This window comes from Methylobacterium sp. J-059 (genome assembly GCF_022829485.1).
In the GTDB taxonomy this organism is placed as follows: domain Bacteria; phylum Pseudomonadota; class Alphaproteobacteria; order Rhizobiales; family Beijerinckiaceae; genus Methylobacterium.
In genome coordinates, this window is sequence record NZ_JAKSYA010000113.1 from 1 (window position 1) to 14,451 (window position 14,451).

At 66.2% G+C, this 14,451-nt stretch carries 15 protein-coding genes and 2 pseudogenes; 6 read left to right on the top strand and 11 right to left on the bottom strand.

What is annotated here, in order from left to right; all coding sequences use genetic code 11:
* Window positions 1-274, top strand: a pseudogene (locus MKK55_RS15220) (porin); the annotation flags it as partial.
* Between the two features lie 128 nt (window positions 275-402).
* Here the strand turns inward: MKK55_RS15220 and MKK55_RS15225 are convergent.
* The 7 genes from MKK55_RS15225 to MKK55_RS29340 all read right to left on the bottom strand — a co-directional run bounded on the left by MKK55_RS15225 (window position 403) and on the right by MKK55_RS29340 (window position 8,301).
* Window positions 403-1,302: a hypothetical protein gene (locus MKK55_RS15225; RefSeq protein ID WP_243935908.1), complete on the bottom strand. Its 900-nt coding sequence runs from the start codon at window positions 1,300-1,302 to the stop codon at window positions 403-405.
* Between the two features lie 156 nt (window positions 1,303-1,458).
* The gene (locus tag MKK55_RS15230) at window positions 1,459-1,713 is read right to left on the bottom strand and encodes a hypothetical protein (protein WP_243935910.1); all 255 of its coding nucleotides are present in this window, start codon (window positions 1,711-1,713) and stop codon (window positions 1,459-1,461) included.
* Window positions 1,710-4,904 carry a hypothetical protein gene (locus MKK55_RS15235; protein WP_243935912.1) on the bottom strand — a complete coding sequence of 1,065 codons (3,195 nt, stop codon included), beginning with the start codon at window positions 4,902-4,904 and terminating at the stop codon, window positions 1,710-1,712. Before MKK55_RS15235 ends, MKK55_RS15230 begins: the two co-directional genes overlap by 4 nt.
* Window positions 4,905-5,342: 438 nt before the next feature.
* Complete coding sequence (locus MKK55_RS15240) at window positions 5,343-5,954, bottom strand: hypothetical protein (protein WP_243935914.1); 612 nt, start codon at window positions 5,952-5,954, stop codon at window positions 5,343-5,345.
* Between the two features lie 10 nt (window positions 5,955-5,964).
* A complete protein-coding gene (locus tag MKK55_RS15245; protein ID WP_243935916.1) occupies window positions 5,965-6,411 on the bottom strand; it encodes a hypothetical protein in 447 nt (148 codons plus the stop codon).
* Window positions 6,408-6,941 carry a hypothetical protein gene (locus MKK55_RS15250; RefSeq protein ID WP_243935918.1) on the bottom strand — a complete coding sequence of 178 codons (534 nt, stop codon included), beginning with the start codon at window positions 6,939-6,941 and terminating at the stop codon, window positions 6,408-6,410. Before MKK55_RS15250 ends, MKK55_RS15245 begins: the two co-directional genes overlap by 4 nt.
* A gap of 1,225 nt (window positions 6,942-8,166) precedes the next feature.
* A complete protein-coding gene (locus tag MKK55_RS29340; RefSeq protein WP_409566071.1) occupies window positions 8,167-8,301 on the bottom strand; it encodes a hypothetical protein in 135 nt (44 codons plus the stop codon).
* A gap of 243 nt (window positions 8,302-8,544) precedes the next feature.
* Between MKK55_RS29340 and MKK55_RS15255 the strand changes: the two genes are divergently transcribed.
* Window positions 8,545-8,895 (top strand): helix-turn-helix domain-containing protein, encoded by a 351-nt coding sequence (locus MKK55_RS15255; protein ID WP_243935920.1) that lies wholly within the window; start codon window positions 8,545-8,547, stop codon window positions 8,893-8,895.
* Window positions 8,896-9,137: 242 nt separating this feature from the next.
* Here the strand turns inward: MKK55_RS15255 and MKK55_RS15260 are convergent, their stop codons facing one another.
* Both MKK55_RS15260 and MKK55_RS15265 read right to left on the bottom strand, forming a co-directional pair.
* Window positions 9,138-9,590 (bottom strand): hypothetical protein, encoded by a 453-nt coding sequence (locus tag MKK55_RS15260; RefSeq protein ID WP_243935922.1) that lies wholly within the window; start codon window positions 9,588-9,590, stop codon window positions 9,138-9,140.
* Window positions 9,591-10,270: 680 nt separating this feature from the next.
* Window positions 10,271-11,446, bottom strand: a complete 1,176-nt coding sequence (locus MKK55_RS15265) for a helicase RepA family protein (protein ID WP_243936112.1) — start codon at window positions 11,444-11,446, stop codon at window positions 10,271-10,273.
* On the opposite strand from MKK55_RS15265, the pseudogene MKK55_RS15270 reads away from it, so the two are divergent.
* From MKK55_RS15270 to MKK55_RS15285, 4 genes and pseudogenes are all read left to right on the top strand, one after another.
* Window positions 11,363-12,094, top strand: a pseudogene (locus MKK55_RS15270) (DUF2891 domain-containing protein); the annotation flags it as partial. The gene MKK55_RS15265 and the pseudogene MKK55_RS15270 sit on opposite strands and share 84 nt — an antisense overlap.
* Before the next feature lie 237 nt (window positions 12,095-12,331).
* Window positions 12,332-12,493 carry a YqaE/Pmp3 family membrane protein gene (locus MKK55_RS15275; RefSeq protein ID WP_187274833.1) on the top strand — a complete coding sequence of 54 codons (162 nt, stop codon included), beginning with the start codon at window positions 12,332-12,334 and terminating at the stop codon, window positions 12,491-12,493.
* 25 nt (window positions 12,494-12,518) lie between these two features.
* Window positions 12,519-12,770 (top strand): hypothetical protein, encoded by a 252-nt coding sequence (locus MKK55_RS15280; protein ID WP_243935925.1) that lies wholly within the window; start codon window positions 12,519-12,521, stop codon window positions 12,768-12,770.
* Between the two features lie 131 nt (window positions 12,771-12,901).
* Window positions 12,902-13,105, top strand: a complete 204-nt coding sequence (locus tag MKK55_RS15285) for a hypothetical protein (protein WP_147727083.1) — start codon at window positions 12,902-12,904, stop codon at window positions 13,103-13,105.
* 175 nt (window positions 13,106-13,280) lie between these two features.
* On the opposite strand, the gene MKK55_RS15290 is transcribed toward MKK55_RS15285, so the two are convergent.
* A complete protein-coding gene (locus MKK55_RS15290; RefSeq protein ID WP_243935927.1) occupies window positions 13,281-13,847 on the bottom strand; it encodes a YceI family protein in 567 nt (188 codons plus the stop codon).
* Window positions 13,844-14,449 carry a cytochrome b gene (locus tag MKK55_RS15295; protein ID WP_243935930.1) on the bottom strand — a complete coding sequence of 202 codons (606 nt, stop codon included), beginning with the start codon at window positions 14,447-14,449 and terminating at the stop codon, window positions 13,844-13,846. Before MKK55_RS15295 ends, MKK55_RS15290 begins: the two co-directional genes overlap by 4 nt.
* Window positions 14,450-14,451 lie beyond the last annotated feature (2 nt).

Here is a 14,451-nt window from a genome sequence, read left to right on the forward strand (position 1 = left end):
CGGCACCCGGTTCTACCAGCTCAGCCAGGCGCTTCGCGACACCTACCAGTTCGTCGCCGGCGCGAGCCTGATCTGGTCGCCGGTGAAGGACCTCGATATCGGTGTGGAAGGCCTCTACACCCAGATCGGCGTCAAGAACGGTCGCGTGATCGACACCGACAAGGATCCGACCGCCTACTCGCGCATCGCCGCGATCAACGCCGGCGGCTTCGTCCGCACCACGGTCAGCGACGACGTCTTCCAGGCCAAGGTCCGCGTCCAGCGCGACTTCTAAGCCACCTTGATATGTGCGCGGCCTCGACTGGTCGCGCACATACTCGTCTAGAAAGCCGAGACTTACTCAGGGCCCAGCTGCGAAGCTGGGCCTTTTGCTTTTTCGACGCCTTTCCTGTTCGTGTTTCGCTAGGGGGCGATCCCCAATCGGGCTCGAATTGCGTGGTCTTCCAACAGAACGCTTTGTCGGTCATGCACGGATGGCCCAAGGGGATGCGCAATTGAAACGATCTTTTCCTCACCGACGCTGATGATTCCAACGTTGAAGAGGCCCAATCTATCTCTGAGAGACAGAAGATCGTCCGTTGATACCCAACTTGGCGCGCACAGGTAATACTGAGCGAAAAATGTTGCTTCAACAGCGGCTTTCAAGGCCGCTTTTGTCGCGACCTGTGAATTGACGTCCCCATAAAATCTCAGCCCCTCAAATGCAACAAGCTGAAGCTTGCGGTCAATCATAAAGTCGACGTAAAAATTAGGATGACAGTAAGGATATCGCCCAGGCCAGATCTTAAGTCGTCCAACTGACGAACCTTCTGCCAAACCCAGGATCTCCTGGAGGGCGTCTTTAACTGACAGGTTCTTGAACAACTTATCTGTAAACGACTTAGACGATTGCAGGCCTGCACTCATTGCAGAAATCTTGCTTGTAGGATCTTTTTTGGTTTGGTCATAGATGTTGCGCAGATTACGCAATGTCAATAAGTCTGTGCTACAAACTATCTTCTTGGCCTGATCTTCGTTTGCTTTCGCAATGCGGGTAATCACTTCAAGATTTGACATGGGCCATTCAAGTGCATGCACTGGCAAATCATGTTGATTGATAAATTTCTGCATGAATGCGTATGTTCTAATGCTGATCCAAAGCTGGCTTGTTGTATAACCGGTTAGGTGTGCAGCTACCTCGACCCAGGGCCTGCCTTGGTCGTCGACGCTGCCTGCTGACATGAGATCGCGAAGAGCTTGCACAATGAGAGGCCAAGGCACTTCCCTCGAACGCGCCCCTGTAAGCACCTCTATCGGACTCATGCGAACTTCCCTCTATTAGACAGCCTTTTGAGCGGGAGAAGCTTTACATCAAGTCGTGGCCTCCGGCTGCGCAGGCGCGTTGCAGAGGTCATAGGTGCCTCCGTCCTCCGAAGGGGCAGTACATGGACGCCTTCACGGCGCTGCCGTCTAATGGGTCTAAGCGTCTTCGAATGCGCTCAGGATCGGCGCACCGCCAAGCCACGTCGTCGCCGCCTCCAGGGTCGGGAATCGGTGCTCGACGCAATCGAAGGGCCGGGGGCGTGTCGCAGCCGGGAGATCCTCCAGCAGTTCCGCGCACCACCCGGTAGGAGCACCACCTGCTGTGGTCTCGCGAACGACACCGCCGACGATCACCCCGTCGAGGGCCAGGTCGTAGCTGCCGGCGGCGAGCTGATGCAGTGTGTATGTCATCGCCTGCCCCCTCGCACCGCGCGCATGACGGGATCTTCGTCCTCGTCGTTCAGCGCGTCCACGACCGTCCCGGCCTCGCTGCCGATCCAGCCCTTCGCGCTGCGCGCGAGCTTCGCCCGGTTGGCCGGATTGTTCTCCTTCAGCAGCAGCGCCGCGGCGTCCGGGTTGACGAGCGCCTCGTCGACCAGCCGGCCGATCGCGCCCTTCTGCGCCGCCGCGACGCTGCGCCGTCCGGCGACGGCCGCAATGGACGTGATGAGGAAGGTGCCCGAGACCTGCCCGCGCTTGTAGGCGTAGAGCCGGCTCTGAAGGGTCTCCGGCGACAAGACTTGGCTCATGCCCTGCGACGTGCCGGACGAGCCCGGCGCGCGGGCGCGCACGGCGGTGTTGCCGCGCTGCATGACGTCGGCGATCTGCTCGACGTTGCGCAGGTGCTGCGGGTTGTCCCGGTAGAGCCGCTCGGCCACGGCGCGGTTGCGGGGCTCGGCCAGGAACTTGCGCAGCGCCGCGCCCTTCCACGGCTGCACGCCGTCGATCGACGCCGTCGTCTCGCCCGAGCTGCGCGCGCGTCCCTCCATGATGTCCCAGAACGTGCGCTTGGCGCCCTCGACCGCCTCCGGCCGGTTGCCGGCGAAGTTGAGCAGCTCGTCCATCGCCTCGGCGGGCTTGGGCGCGTTCATGACGCCCTTCATTGCCGACGTTGAGGCCTCGTCGCCGTAACGCAGATAGCGGCCGACGCTCGACGTGCCCGGGGTGGAGGCGTCGCCGAGGCTGCCGCGCAGCTCCGCCTGCCGGGCCGTCGCCGCGTCGGCCGAGCGCCGCAGCCCCGCCGCGCCCTCGATCTCCTGGCGTAGGTCCGGGAATTGCGACAGGACGCGGCTGTGCTCGCGCGTGAAGGCCTCGATCTGGTCCGGCGTGCGCAGGCGCTCGACCTGCGACAGGATCTGGTCGCGCACGGCGCCCCGCGCCCGCGGGTCGTTGCCGGCTTCGCGCATCAGGGCATCGAAGTCGGACACACGCCCGCTATCCGGCTGCACGAACCGCCCCGGCACGCCGCTGTCCGGGACGCGCGGCAGGCCCTGCTGGCGGTCCAGCGTCTGCGCGATCGCCGTCTGCGGCCGGGTGAAGCGGTCGTTCAGGTCGAGCGACACTGCCCGCGCCTGGTCGTAGGCGCCTTGGTTCGGGTGGTGCTCGGCGAAGTAGGCGTCGACCGCGTCCACGTACCGGCCGATCACCCGGGCCCGGTTGAGGTCGCCGGTCGAGGCGGCCGAGCGCTGCGCGTCGGTCAGCGCCGAGCGCAAGCCCGTAGCCTCGCTCAGCGGGACCGCGACGGGCTCGGGCGCCGCGGGGGCGGCGGGCGGCGCTGCAGGGGGCGGAGCGGCGGGCGGTGCTGGCGCCGGCTCGGGCCGGAGCTCGAAGCCGGCCGAGCGCAGCGACGGGTGGTTGGCCTCGTCGCCCGGGATGAAGATATGCCGCGCGTCGCCGCTGGCGACCTCGATGCCCTTCCGGCCCGCCAGGGTCTTCGGGTCGCTGTACTGCGAAAGCACGCCGCGGTTCTGGCGCTGCAGGTTGAGCAGCCCCGTCCGCAGATCGGCCTCCGACATGTCGGGCAGCGCGGCGCGGATGTCCCAGATGTCCCGGCCCTGGCCGTTCGGCTTGCGCGGCAGCCCTTCGGCCGCGGCCATGATTCGGTCCTCAAGCGACATGGCGGGCGCCGGCGCGGTGGCCGCCGAGGGCGGCGAGAACAGGCGCTCCGCCATGGCCCGCTCCTGCGGGTCCATGCCGTCCAACGCGCTCGGGCTCGGCCCGTGCGGCACCGCTGCCTCGGCGGCTTCGGCCTCCGCCGGTAGGAACCGCCGCGGAATGCCCGTCAGGTGGCTCGGCTCGAACACCGCCTGCTCCGCCTGCGATAGACCGCTGCGCACGTCGGCGAAGCGATCGACGAGGGGGCGGATGTCGGCGCTGCCCTCGGACACACCGCTCCAGGCGCCACGCTCGACCTCGCGTGCCGCGGCCATGGCGTCCTCCAGCGGCGCGCGAATGTCGGCGCCCCGGGCGTCGGCGTGCATGGCGCTCTGCAGCCGGCTCGCGGCGTCCTCGAACCGCGACTGCGCGGCGGTGGCGTCGGTGGCGGCGCCCTGCAGCAACCCGGTGCGCCGATCCTCCAGCACGCCGCGGAATGCGCCGGGCGAGCCGTTCGGGGCGTTGGCCTGGATCGCGTCGTCGACCGCCTTGATGTTGGTCTTGTTCCGCGTGGCGAAGGCGCCCCCGCCGGCGGCCTGCCGGGCGTACTCGAGCCCGGCCAACCCGTCGCTGGCCGTCCGATCGGCGAGGCTCTCCTGATAGCCAGGGATCGTGTCGCCGATGCGCTTGCCGCGCGTGATCGCGTCGATCAGCGGCTGCGTGTCGGTCGCCTCCTTCGCGCCGAGCCGCGCGCTCGGCAGGCCGTAGGCCTCCGAAAGCATGTCGACGGCGCCATCCTTCGCGACTTGGTTGGCGAAGCCCGGGTCGCCACGCAGCGCGTTGAAGACGTCGGCGATCTTCGGCCCGACGTGCCGCGCCACGCCGAGCGCGCCGAGGCCGCCGAACGCGCCGGCGAGATCACCTGCGGCGTGGCCGAGGCTGTCGTCCTTCACCCCGGCGGCGCGCGTGACCTCATTCACGCCGGATGCACCTATCCCTGCCGCAAACGCCGAGCCGATTTCCTTCTGCGCGAACTTGCCGGCGTTGACCGACGCCGGCTCGACGAACATGCGCGCGATCTTCGGCAGGCCGGCGATCGCCTCCGGCGCCATGCGCGCGCCTGCGCTGATCGCACCCCCGACCGGCACCGCCATCGCGCCGACCTCCTCGCCGACCCGGCCCAACACGCGCTCGGGCAGGTTCTGCGGACCCTCGCTCGGCAGGCGCAGGTTCGTCCCGGCGACGGCGTTCACTGCCCGCGGGGCCGCATCGAAGGCGCTGTCGACCGCCTCCTTGTTGCGCTCGGACCCGAACAGGGGCCGCTCGATCTTCTTGCCGCCGAGGCCGATCAGCCCGAGGATGTTCTGGACGTCGCTGTCGTTGTTCAGGGCGAAGGTGGCAGCATCAACCGGCAGGCCGGCAAGCCCGGCCGCGCCGCGCGCCATGCCGCGCAACGTCTGCGACTGCAGGCCGCCGAAGGTGCTGGCCGCGCCTCGGATCTGATCCATGAACGACGGCGCGGCGGCGGGTGGCGGCGGGGGCGCGGCAGGCGCCGGCGTCCCGATCCCCAACTTGGTCTCCGCGGCCTGGACGACATCGCCGACGGCACCCTGCGCGCGGTCGAGCAGCTTCGGCCCGGCAGGCGCCGCCGCGGGCTGAACCACCCGGAAGCCGGGCGGCAGGTCGTCGGCGGGGGTCGGTGGATGAGGCGGGGGCGATCCAGCCTCTAAAATGGAAACGATCTCTGCATCCGTGGCGTCCGAGGGAACGCGGATCGTGCGCCCTTCGAAGCTGATCGTTCGTGTCGATGACGCGCCTTGCTGGACGACGCGGAAGCCCGGCGGAATGTCGTCGAGCCGCGGCGGGGGAGAGGCCGGCTGAACGATACGGTAGCCTGGCGGGAGGTCATCCATTTGATTTTTCCCCAATCCTGCCGATGGACAACATCAACCCGAATTTCGCACTGCGCCTGACGTCCCGAACAAGGTGGCGGCGGTGATGGGTTTGCCCGTCGCAAGCGCCTGCGCTCGGTTCAGCTGCGCCTGCGACGCAAGCCCGCCCGTGATCGCTCCGAAGGCGTCGCCGATTGCGCTGTAGCCCACGGGCTGCGACAGGGCGGCGGAGCGCGCCAGCGCCGAGTTCGCCGCACCGGAGGCGTCGCCGGTGGCGTTCAGCGTCGTGATGAGGTTCGCCCGCGCGTCCTCGACGTTGCCGCGCGCCTGGTTGGCGTAGGTCTGCCCCTGGTCGGCGATAGTTGTCCGATTGGTATCGTACGCCTTCTGCAGCTGACCATTCTGGTACGCCTGCGCCGACGAGTTGAGGTTGCCGTCGCGGGCGAGCGAGAAGGTCAGGTCGCGCTGCGCCTTGCCGTACTGATCGTCGAGCTGCGGCAGGGCGAAGTTCAGATAGTTCTGGCGCTGCTTGTCGAAGAAGGCGTCGTCGAACTGCCCGAATGTGTTGTTGATCTGCTGCGTCCCGTCGCGGACGGTCTGCTGACGGACGGCCTCATCGCGGGTCGCGATGTTGGCATTCCGGTTGGAGGCGCCCTTTTTTGCCATGCTGACCTCCTCAGTGAATGACATGGGAGGGGGTCGACAGCACCTCGGCAAGCGGCGGCCGGCTCTTGCCGCCCCGCTCGATCTCAAGCCGAGCACAGATACTATCGAGGTCGTTGGCAACGATCCGCACGATAAGCCGCGGTACCTCGACGTCCTCGCTACGGGTTCGCACCCCGACCGGCTCTGCCCATGCAATCAGGAGCATGCAGAGGGATTCGACGCCCATGTACAGTCGTTCTGCCGCGAAGTGCTCCGGCAGATGAGGCTGACAGGCCGCCTCGCTCTGACGAAGGGCGCCGGAAATTGCCAAGCGCGTTTCTTCCGACAGTACGCCATGTCCATGACTGCGTAGCGCGATCGCAAAGCCCTCGGACAAAGCGGAGATTGAGTCGGCCTCGGAGGCGGCGCGTTCGAACGCGGCGAGCATTTCGGCGGCGCCGGCAGGTTCGTTGGTCATCGTTTAGTCCCACGACTGTTCGTCGGGAAGGGGATGACGCTGGCGCCGCCGGCCGGGATCACCCCGTGCGAATGGAAGCGGAAGGGTCTTGCGTCGCCCGTCCGCTGGCGTCGATCCGAGATCTCCTTCGCCAAGCGCAGGTTCTTCAGATCGGCCTTGAACATCCCGACGATGCAGTAGCATTCCCAGCTAAGCCCGGGACTATGGTTTCCGCGCTGCTCGATCGGCGTCGACCAGACGCGCAAGATGCACTGCGCTGCGTCGAACGCGGACTTGATCTGATCCCGGCTGTAAGTCTCGGGCATCAGGTCCGTGGCGTGATTGGACGCTTCAAGAAGCAACGCCGAAAGATCGTCACGCTGATCGGCCGTGATAACGCTTCGCTTTGTGCGGTCGCATAGTACCCCGAACAAAAGCTCCAGATCGTAGACCACACCGTCGCATGTGCTGCGCGACAAGGCACTCCAGAGCCACTGAACCGCGCAGGCGTAATCATCGGCTCCAGACGAAAAGCACTGGTCGACTGGCATCGTCACATCGCTGATCCTATCCGCCCGAGGGGCAAGTGTGGCGTCTCGCGCCTTCACCCGCTGCGTTGCTGCGCAAATCACTCGGTTCGAACTGCGATACCTCGCAAAGCGAGGCGCGATGCGGCTGCCCGAGTTCCGCGCATATCGGGACCGGCAGAAGCTAGTCCTTGATCGTTCGCCGAGCAAGCAAATAGTCAGTCTTCGGCCGGAAAAATCGTCGCCCGACGCGCCGAGTTCGCGAACAGGAAGATTAGACGCTGGTATCGTGAAGGACAAGTTGTCCATTTTGATTTTCAGCCAGAATTTTCCAATAGGCGCCCGGCCGGGTCTCCGAGGTTCAGGTTGATGGGTACCCCGGGGGCCGGGCCCCACCCCTCGGCCACCGGGCCAGCCCCACGCCCAGACGGAGCTTAATAGTTTTCATAGAACTATCTCAACCCCTTAGGTGGCACCGACTTAAGTCCCTTCGTTGGGCGCACCTTGGGCGAACGACCGATTTTGATACCCTCAACTGGCGCCTGCGGCGTCGGATGCCGGCGCCAATCTGAAACGGCGAGGGCATTTTCTGAATTCTTTAGTTTGCAGGGTTGACGCGCCGACAACTTGTCCTCTACTTTGAGCTCGGGCTTAGAAAACCCGTCTCGCACGCCGTTCCTACAGCGTCCGGTTAGGCTGTAGTAATCTACCTGGTCCGGGGTCCACGCGACATGTCCAAGGCGAAAGCCCAAAGGCGTGTGGGACCGTCGTGCGCGGTTTTTCTAGCCCCGGACTGTAACCAGCCGCTTAGAAAACGGCTCTTAGAAAGCGCACGACAATGGCACGCGTCAGCAAAGCTGCGTTCAGCACCTACTACCAGAAGCTCCCCGACGACCTAAAGGCTCTACGCATGTTCTTCAGGGCCGCCACAGAGTACCATCAGGCTCACAACAGCAAGGCGTCGGCGACTGTTCAGGAGCGTCGGTGGGCGCGCTCGGAGATCGAAGCAAGGGTTTTCACCGGCATAGGCCCCGATCCGGTCACGCGCCGCTGTGTGCGGATTTTAGCCGCTGATCGTGCTGCGCGCTTGGCCCGCATTCGTGAGCGCCGGAGGCCCCGAGCGGCTGAGGTTTTACGTCTCGACCTCAACGCAGGCGGGGGAGCTGTGGTCGCCTTCGAGAGGCGGCAGCCCGCTCAGCGGGCGGCGGCGTCGGCCTGACGTACGGTTCGCGCGACGCCTGCGCGAGGCTTAGTTATTAGGCAGGGCGCCCGAGAGGGCGCCCGTTTCGTTTGTATTTGTCTGATATATCGGCCGACATTGCCAACAGATCAGACTTTTCTCAATGTTTTTGAGTGTTGACTGAAGTGTTTGCTTGCGAGAAATTGCGCGCGCATTTCTAGGGGATCGCGCTGTGAGCCATCCAAGACTTGAACGTCACTCGAACGGAAAATTTTACATCCATTGGGTGAGGGGGCGCCGCTCCGCGCGTATCAGCACCGGACACGACAGCATACGAGCCGCGATGTTGGTCTACGCCGATTGGATCGTAGCCAACATCGACATGTTGTTTCCGCCACGCGACCCCGAAATCGATCTCCGGCGCATTCGTAGGGCGAAGGGCCTGCCATGACCGGTCTCCCATGCCTTCTCACCGAAGCTGAGGTCGCCGACCGTCTGAAGTGCTCCGTCTCGAAGGTGCGCAAGCTCAGATACGCTGGCCTGATCGCCTTTCTGCCCGGGCGCCCCGTGCTGATCCTCGAGAGCGATTTCGTGGTGCTCCAGCGGCAGCAACAGGAACTGGCCTATGCTCGATGGGCAGGGCGCAAGGTGCGCCGGCGCGCCACCAGACCGCCCGATCCACCGTCAATCACTGAGCGGACATCTGGCCTCAGCCCAGAGGCCCGCGGAAGGTTGAAGGCCCTTCAGCTTGCGAGTTTCGCGGCCACGAAGGCGCGCCGTCAACGCGGCGGTGCGTGAGTTACGTGTCCCCGATTGCGTCGGTCTCAAAAAGCCGTTGCAAAATTCTACCCCTCTGGTCGGGCAGGGCCTGCGAACGGTGGGCGGGACGCAGCGCGCTTCCTCGATCATGCGACCCCATCCGCCTTGGCGATGGCGTGGCACAACCCGTCCGTGGTCATCTGTGGTCTCGCTGATCGCCTACGACGTGCCTGGAAGGCACCCAGGGGGCGATTGCGTCGCCAGCCTCAGGAAAGGACTGCTCAGTCGAATACGGTCCCTGCTGGGGCCTCGTGCTCGATCACGGGCGCATCGAGCTCGGCTAGGATCTCGCGCGCCTGGTTGGCCCGGTGGGCGAGTTCTGCCCGTGAGAGGCTCGACAAGGGCTTCTCGCCGTCGTCCTCACCCTGAGCCACGCCAGAGAGCTGCACGAGCGCCTTCGCCGCCATGACCCTGCTCGCGGCCGGATGCTTCACGTCCTTCGCGATCTCGATCAGCGTCCCGACGCCAACCTCGGCGCCCTCGGTCTTCAGCCGGTACGCCACGGCGGCCTGAACGCTGGCGAGGACGTCTGGTCGGCGCATCAGCACCCCACCCTGCGACGCCGGCTGTGAGTAGCCCGCGCCGCGGGCCGCGAGCGTAGGATTGTTCACATGTGCCATCTGGTCAACGAACGCCTGTTCCTGCCGCGTAAATCGGCCTGACTTCAACGGCATATCACCATCCTCAAATAAAATTTGATACGAAGACGATAGCATCAAACCAAAATTGAGCAATTGAGGAGCTACAAATGGCCCAGCCCGAGCCCGGAACCAGCGGCCAGCCGAACTCGCGAGTGGGTCGTATCTTACTAAGCGAAGGTAATCCGAACCCACTGCCGTCCCGGTTTCGCGATCGCCTGATGAGGTGCCTTCCTCGAATGGAAAGCTATGCCCTGATGTTCCCGGGGCTGTTCTTCCTGCTCGTTGGCCCGTGCCTGATATTCGCAATGCCGGCGCTGGTTGGAGGCTGGGCGGCCCGAAAGGCAATGGAACGCCCCGACGGGCACGATCGGTAAGACCTCGTCGGTGAAGTCTCTCGTCCATCCTATCCCTGACGAATGAGGGGCCCGTCAGCGGCCGCGCGCCCCAACGCCATGAACTGGTCAGCACGTTCGGCTGAACGTTGGCGTCGCTCAACACGCATCGAATAAATCTCGCAGCCAATTTCTCGAATTTATCCGGTGGGCGCTGCGGAGACCGGAGGGCCCCTAGGCCCCCCTCCGGAGCCCTCCGCTTTGTGCCTTGACGTCCTCCGCTTTCCTCCGCTTTCTTCCGCTTCAGTTAAACTATTGCAAAAAAACGATAAATTATCCTCCGCTTTGTCCTCCGCTACGCTCCGGAGGTCAGACGGGCATTTAATCAAACACGCCTCCGACCAGAGGGCTTCCTCCGCTTCGTTCGGGCGAAAGCGGCACTTCCTGCGGCTCGAACCACGTGGTGACGCTGTTCTCGTTCGGACACCTTGTCCGCCAGCACCCGCGACTTACCCGCTCGACGAGGTTTTTCTTGAGCATTTCGCGGAGGTGGAAACGCAGCTTCTCCGGGCCAAATTCCGGCCGGTCGAAGAATGCTACGAGTTCGGCCTGTGGCACCCCCGCCCTCGGATCGGCGGCCGTGTCCGCGCAAGCTTGCAAACCGTCGAGGATCTGTTGCTCAGTTGGCGTAGCGAGGCCTGGAGCAACCTCTGCTCGTCTGGCTACTAGGCGCAGCGTGCACGACGTCACCGGATCGCCGTCTTCGTCCTTGCCGAGCGTCACGACGTCGAGCTCGAACGCGGACGCATAGGACTTTTCGAGGTCACGCTGCTTCGTCACGGTGATCTGCTTCTCGGCGACCTCGATCTCCGTGTCCGTGGCCGCTCGCAGCAGGGAATGCCCGCGGGCACCTCTGGCTTTGTCCTTGCCGGTATGGTGGACCACCAGAACATGTGCGCTGACGGCGTTGCGTATGGCGTCGAGGTTTCGAACGACAGCGCCCATGTCGGTCGAGCTGTTCTCGTCGCCGCCGGCGAGCGCGCGGGACAACGTGTCGATGACGACCAGTCCGAGATCGTCACCGAGTTCCTTGAGCGCTTTGATGAGCGGCCGCAGGTCCGCGCCCTCACGCAACAGGTCGACCGGCTCCGGCAGGATATGAAAATCATCACAGGCGCCATATTTCCTCAGGAGCGCCGCACCGCGCTTGCGGGCGCCTTGGCCGCCCTCCGCGGCGACGTAGGCGGCCACCTTGCGCGTGGTCTTCATGCCGCCCCACGGCATGCCCCTGGCGATGTGAAACGCCAGATCCATCGTCACGAAGGTCTTTCCGACGTTGCTATCGCCGTACAGCACCGACATGGCCCCTTGGTCGAGTAGGCCCTTGATGAGCGGCCGTGCCTGCGCCGTCAGCGCGTCGCCGGCCCATTCTGATAGCTTGACGAAGTCGAGGGTTCGGGTCGCAGCAGGCTGTATCTCGCCGCCCCGACCGCGCGGGGGTTCGAGCGCCCCTACGGATGGGCCTGGCTCCTGAAGCTCGCCGACGAGCTGCGGCACCTGCCGGAGACGCGATGGTCCCGCGCGCTCGCTCCCCTCGCCGGATTGTTCGCGCAACGCTTCCGGGACTTCCTGCCGATCGCCGGCTACCCGGTGCGCGTCGGCACCCACCCCAACACCGCCTTCGGCCTGCGGATGGCCTTCGACCATGCCGAGGGAACCGGCGACGCGGCCCTGGCCGGGCTCCTCGCCGACACGGCCGAGGCCTGGTACGGTGAGGATGTCGACTGCCCAGCCTGGGGCGAGCCGGGGGGCGACGATTTACAGTCGCCCAGCCTGATCGAAGCGGAATGCATGCGACGCCTGCTCCCGTCGGCGCGCTTCCTCCCGTGGCTCGATCGCTTCGTGCCGCGCCTCGCCCACGGCCAGCCCGCAACTCTGTTCGCGCCGGTCGTCCCGACGGATCGCAGCGACGGCAAGATCACCCATCTCGACGGTCTCAACCTGAGCCGGGCCTGGTGCTTCCGCGCGCTGGCCGAAGCCTTGCCGTCGGGCGATCCCCGCCGACCGATGATGCTGGAAGCAGCCGAGGCGCATCTCGACGCCAGCCTCCCGCACCTGACGACGCACTACATGGGCGCCCACTGGCTCGCCAGCTTTGCGGTGCTGGCGATGGATACGGAAACCGCGAACGCCCGGGAGGGATGACCTTCGAGCCGGAGGAGCGGGGCGGCCTGGAGCGGCAGCCGAAAACGCCGACCGCCGATCCGCGACGGTCGGTCAAACGACAACGCATGCCAACCGTGGCGACAGGCTCCCTCACCGCGCCCACGCCGCTTGGGCGAGCCTGAGTCGGAACAAATCGGGCTGAAACAGCCTGAGTGTGCGGGGCAGCATCGGCCGACGCCGTGCGGCCGCCAACATCGTCTGGGGATGCGACGCGCCATGGTCATGATCATCATCTGCTTCCTGGCGCCCTGGCTGGCGATGTTCCTGCGCGGGAAGGTGATCCAGGGCATCCTGTGCATCCTCCTCCACATCACCGTCATCGGCTGGATCCCGGCAACGATCTGGGCCCTGGTGGTCACGCGCAAGGAAGCTGCGTAGGGGCGTCGGACCCGGGGAGGCTTTCATGCAGAGCAGGCTCGCGAAGACGATCATCGGGGCGATCCTCGCCGTCGCCCTGGCCGTCGCCGTGTCCTACGGCTTGATCACCCAGCAGACCGCCGATCAGATCCAGACGAAGGCCGACCAGACATTGCAGACCGGCCCTGGTGTTCCGCCGGCCGGGCCCGGGCAGCCGGCGCCGGCACCGGCGAACCCACAGGCGCCGACACAGCCCGGCACGACGCCGGCAACCCCACCAGCGGCGCCGCGGCCGTGAGGAGGTCGCAGCCGGCAACCGAGGCGCGAGATGTCGGCTCCGCCGCGATGAGGTCGAAGGGCCGCTCCGCATGAGGGCGCCTCCGGACCCGGCAGGCTCCCGGAGTGCACCTCCATCCGAAGGATAGGCCCATGCTGATGACCGTGCTTCTGCTGGCCTTCCTCGGCATCCTCGTGGTGATGCTGGTAACGCGCCGGCATATCGGGCGGCTCGGATCGCTGGCGACGCTGATCGCAGCCGCGGCGCTGGCCCTCTGGCTGATCGACAGCGGCCTGGTCCCAGGGTCCAAGGGCCCGCTCGAGGGCGACCGGGCGACGACGTTTCGCGACCGGTGATCGCCGTTAGTCGACGGGCGCGTTCGCGCCGAGATCCCGACCGGCTGCGCTCTTGCGCCGCCGGTCATTCGCGCATTCGGCCGCTTCGGCTCGGAAGTGGGTCCGGCTCGGCGAAGGACGACCGGCCGCGTGCCGGCCGAGGTCGCAGGCAGCCCGCACTTCGAACATCGCGATCCTAGCGCGCAGCGTCCTTCCGGCGTGCCACGAGATCGAGGTCGACGCCGACCTCAAGGGCGACCCATTGGCCCGACGCCCACGGCCCCTGCCCGACGCCGAAATCGGTGCGCACGAGGTCGAGATGCCCGGTGGCGTGAGCGGCATCGCCGGCAAGGGTGAGGCGGAAGGGCAGGGTCGCGTCGCGGCGGATGCCGCGGATCGTGAGGCTGCCGACGGCCTCGTAGGCGTCGCCGCCCCTGGGCACGAAGCGCGTCGCCTCGAAGCGGGCCTGAGGCGTCGCCTTGGTGGCGAACCAGTCGGCCCGCGGCAGGGCCTCGTCGCGCTGGACGTCGCCGGTCTCGGCGCTGGCGAGGTCGACGGTCACCAGCGCATGCCCGGTCTCCGGGGCGGCCGGGTCGAAGGCGATCTCGGCCTCGAAGCGCTTGAAGCGGCCCTTGAACGGGACGCCGACCTGAACCCCCGAGAAGCCGAGGCGGCTCTTGGCCGGATCGACGGCCCAATCCGCGGCCTCGGCGCAGGCGGGTGCGGCAAGGATCGCGGCGGCGAGCAGCAGGCGATACGTCATCGGGGCGAAACCTCGCGGCGGGTGGGGCCGAGCGACGGCAGCATCCGCCGCAGGGTGTCGTCCCGCAGGACGAAATGGTGCCGCAGGGCGGCGCCGGCATGCAGCACGAGAAGGGCGATCAGGAACCAGGCGCCGGACGCATGGACCAGCTTCAATCCGGCCTCGACCGCCGCCTTGTTCGGGAGGTCCGGGACGATCGGCAGATGCGGCCAGGGCACGACGCCGTACAGGACCGTCGGGATGTTGAACGGCGAGGCCGAGACCAGCGCCCAGCCGACCAGGGGCATCGCGATGATCAGGGCGTAGAGCACGGCGTGGGCGAGATGCGCCGCGCCGCGCTCCAGGGCCGGCATCGCCGCCGGCAGGGGCGGGGGCCTGTGGAAGGCGCGCCAGCCGAGCCGGAGCAGCGACAGCACGAGCACGGTGATGCCGACCGACTTGTGCCACTGGTAGAGCTGGAACCGGCGCATCGGCGCCAGGTCCGCATGCGTCATCGCGAGGCCGATGCCGAGGAGCGCGAGCACCAGGGCCGCGATCGCCCAGTGGAAGGCGATCGCGACGCGGGTGTACCGGAGCGGGGCAGGGGCCACGGCCTCGGGCATGG

What these genes read in the sequence shown, in the direction of transcription:
- MKK55_RS15225 (WP_243935908.1), bottom strand. Translation starts at nt 1,302, where the DNA reads ATGAGTCCGATAGAGGTGCTTACAGGGGCGCGTTCGAGGGAAGTGCCT.
- MKK55_RS15230 (WP_243935910.1), bottom strand. Translation starts at nt 1,713, where the DNA reads ATGACATACACACTGCATCAGCTCGCCGCCGGCAGCTACGACCTGGCC.
- MKK55_RS15235 (WP_243935912.1), bottom strand. Translation starts at nt 4,904, where the DNA reads ATGGATCAGATCCGAGGCGCGGCCAGCACCTTCGGCGGCCTGCAGTCG.
- MKK55_RS15240 (WP_243935914.1), bottom strand. Translation starts at nt 5,954, where the DNA reads ATGGCAAAAAAGGGCGCCTCCAACCGGAATGCCAACATCGCGACCCGC.
- MKK55_RS15245 (WP_243935916.1), bottom strand. Translation starts at nt 6,411, where the DNA reads ATGACCAACGAACCTGCCGGCGCCGCCGAAATGCTCGCCGCGTTCGAA.
- MKK55_RS15250 (WP_243935918.1), bottom strand. Translation starts at nt 6,941, where the DNA reads ATGCCAGTCGACCAGTGCTTTTCGTCTGGAGCCGATGATTACGCCTGC.
- MKK55_RS15255 (WP_243935920.1), top strand. Translation starts at nt 8,545, where the DNA reads ATGACCGGTCTCCCATGCCTTCTCACCGAAGCTGAGGTCGCCGACCGT.
- MKK55_RS15260 (WP_243935922.1), bottom strand. Translation starts at nt 9,590, where the DNA reads ATGCCGTTGAAGTCAGGCCGATTTACGCGGCAGGAACAGGCGTTCGTT.
- MKK55_RS15275 (WP_187274833.1), top strand. Translation starts at nt 12,332, where the DNA reads ATGGTCATGATCATCATCTGCTTCCTGGCGCCCTGGCTGGCGATGTTC.
- MKK55_RS15280 (WP_243935925.1), top strand. Translation starts at nt 12,519, where the DNA reads ATGCAGAGCAGGCTCGCGAAGACGATCATCGGGGCGATCCTCGCCGTC.
- MKK55_RS15285 (WP_147727083.1), top strand. Translation starts at nt 12,902, where the DNA reads ATGCTGATGACCGTGCTTCTGCTGGCCTTCCTCGGCATCCTCGTGGTG.
- MKK55_RS15290 (WP_243935927.1), bottom strand. Translation starts at nt 13,847, where the DNA reads ATGACGTATCGCCTGCTGCTCGCCGCCGCGATCCTTGCCGCACCCGCC.
- MKK55_RS15295 (WP_243935930.1), bottom strand. Translation starts at nt 14,449, where the DNA reads ATGCCCGAGGCCGTGGCCCCTGCCCCGCTCCGGTACACCCGCGTCGCG.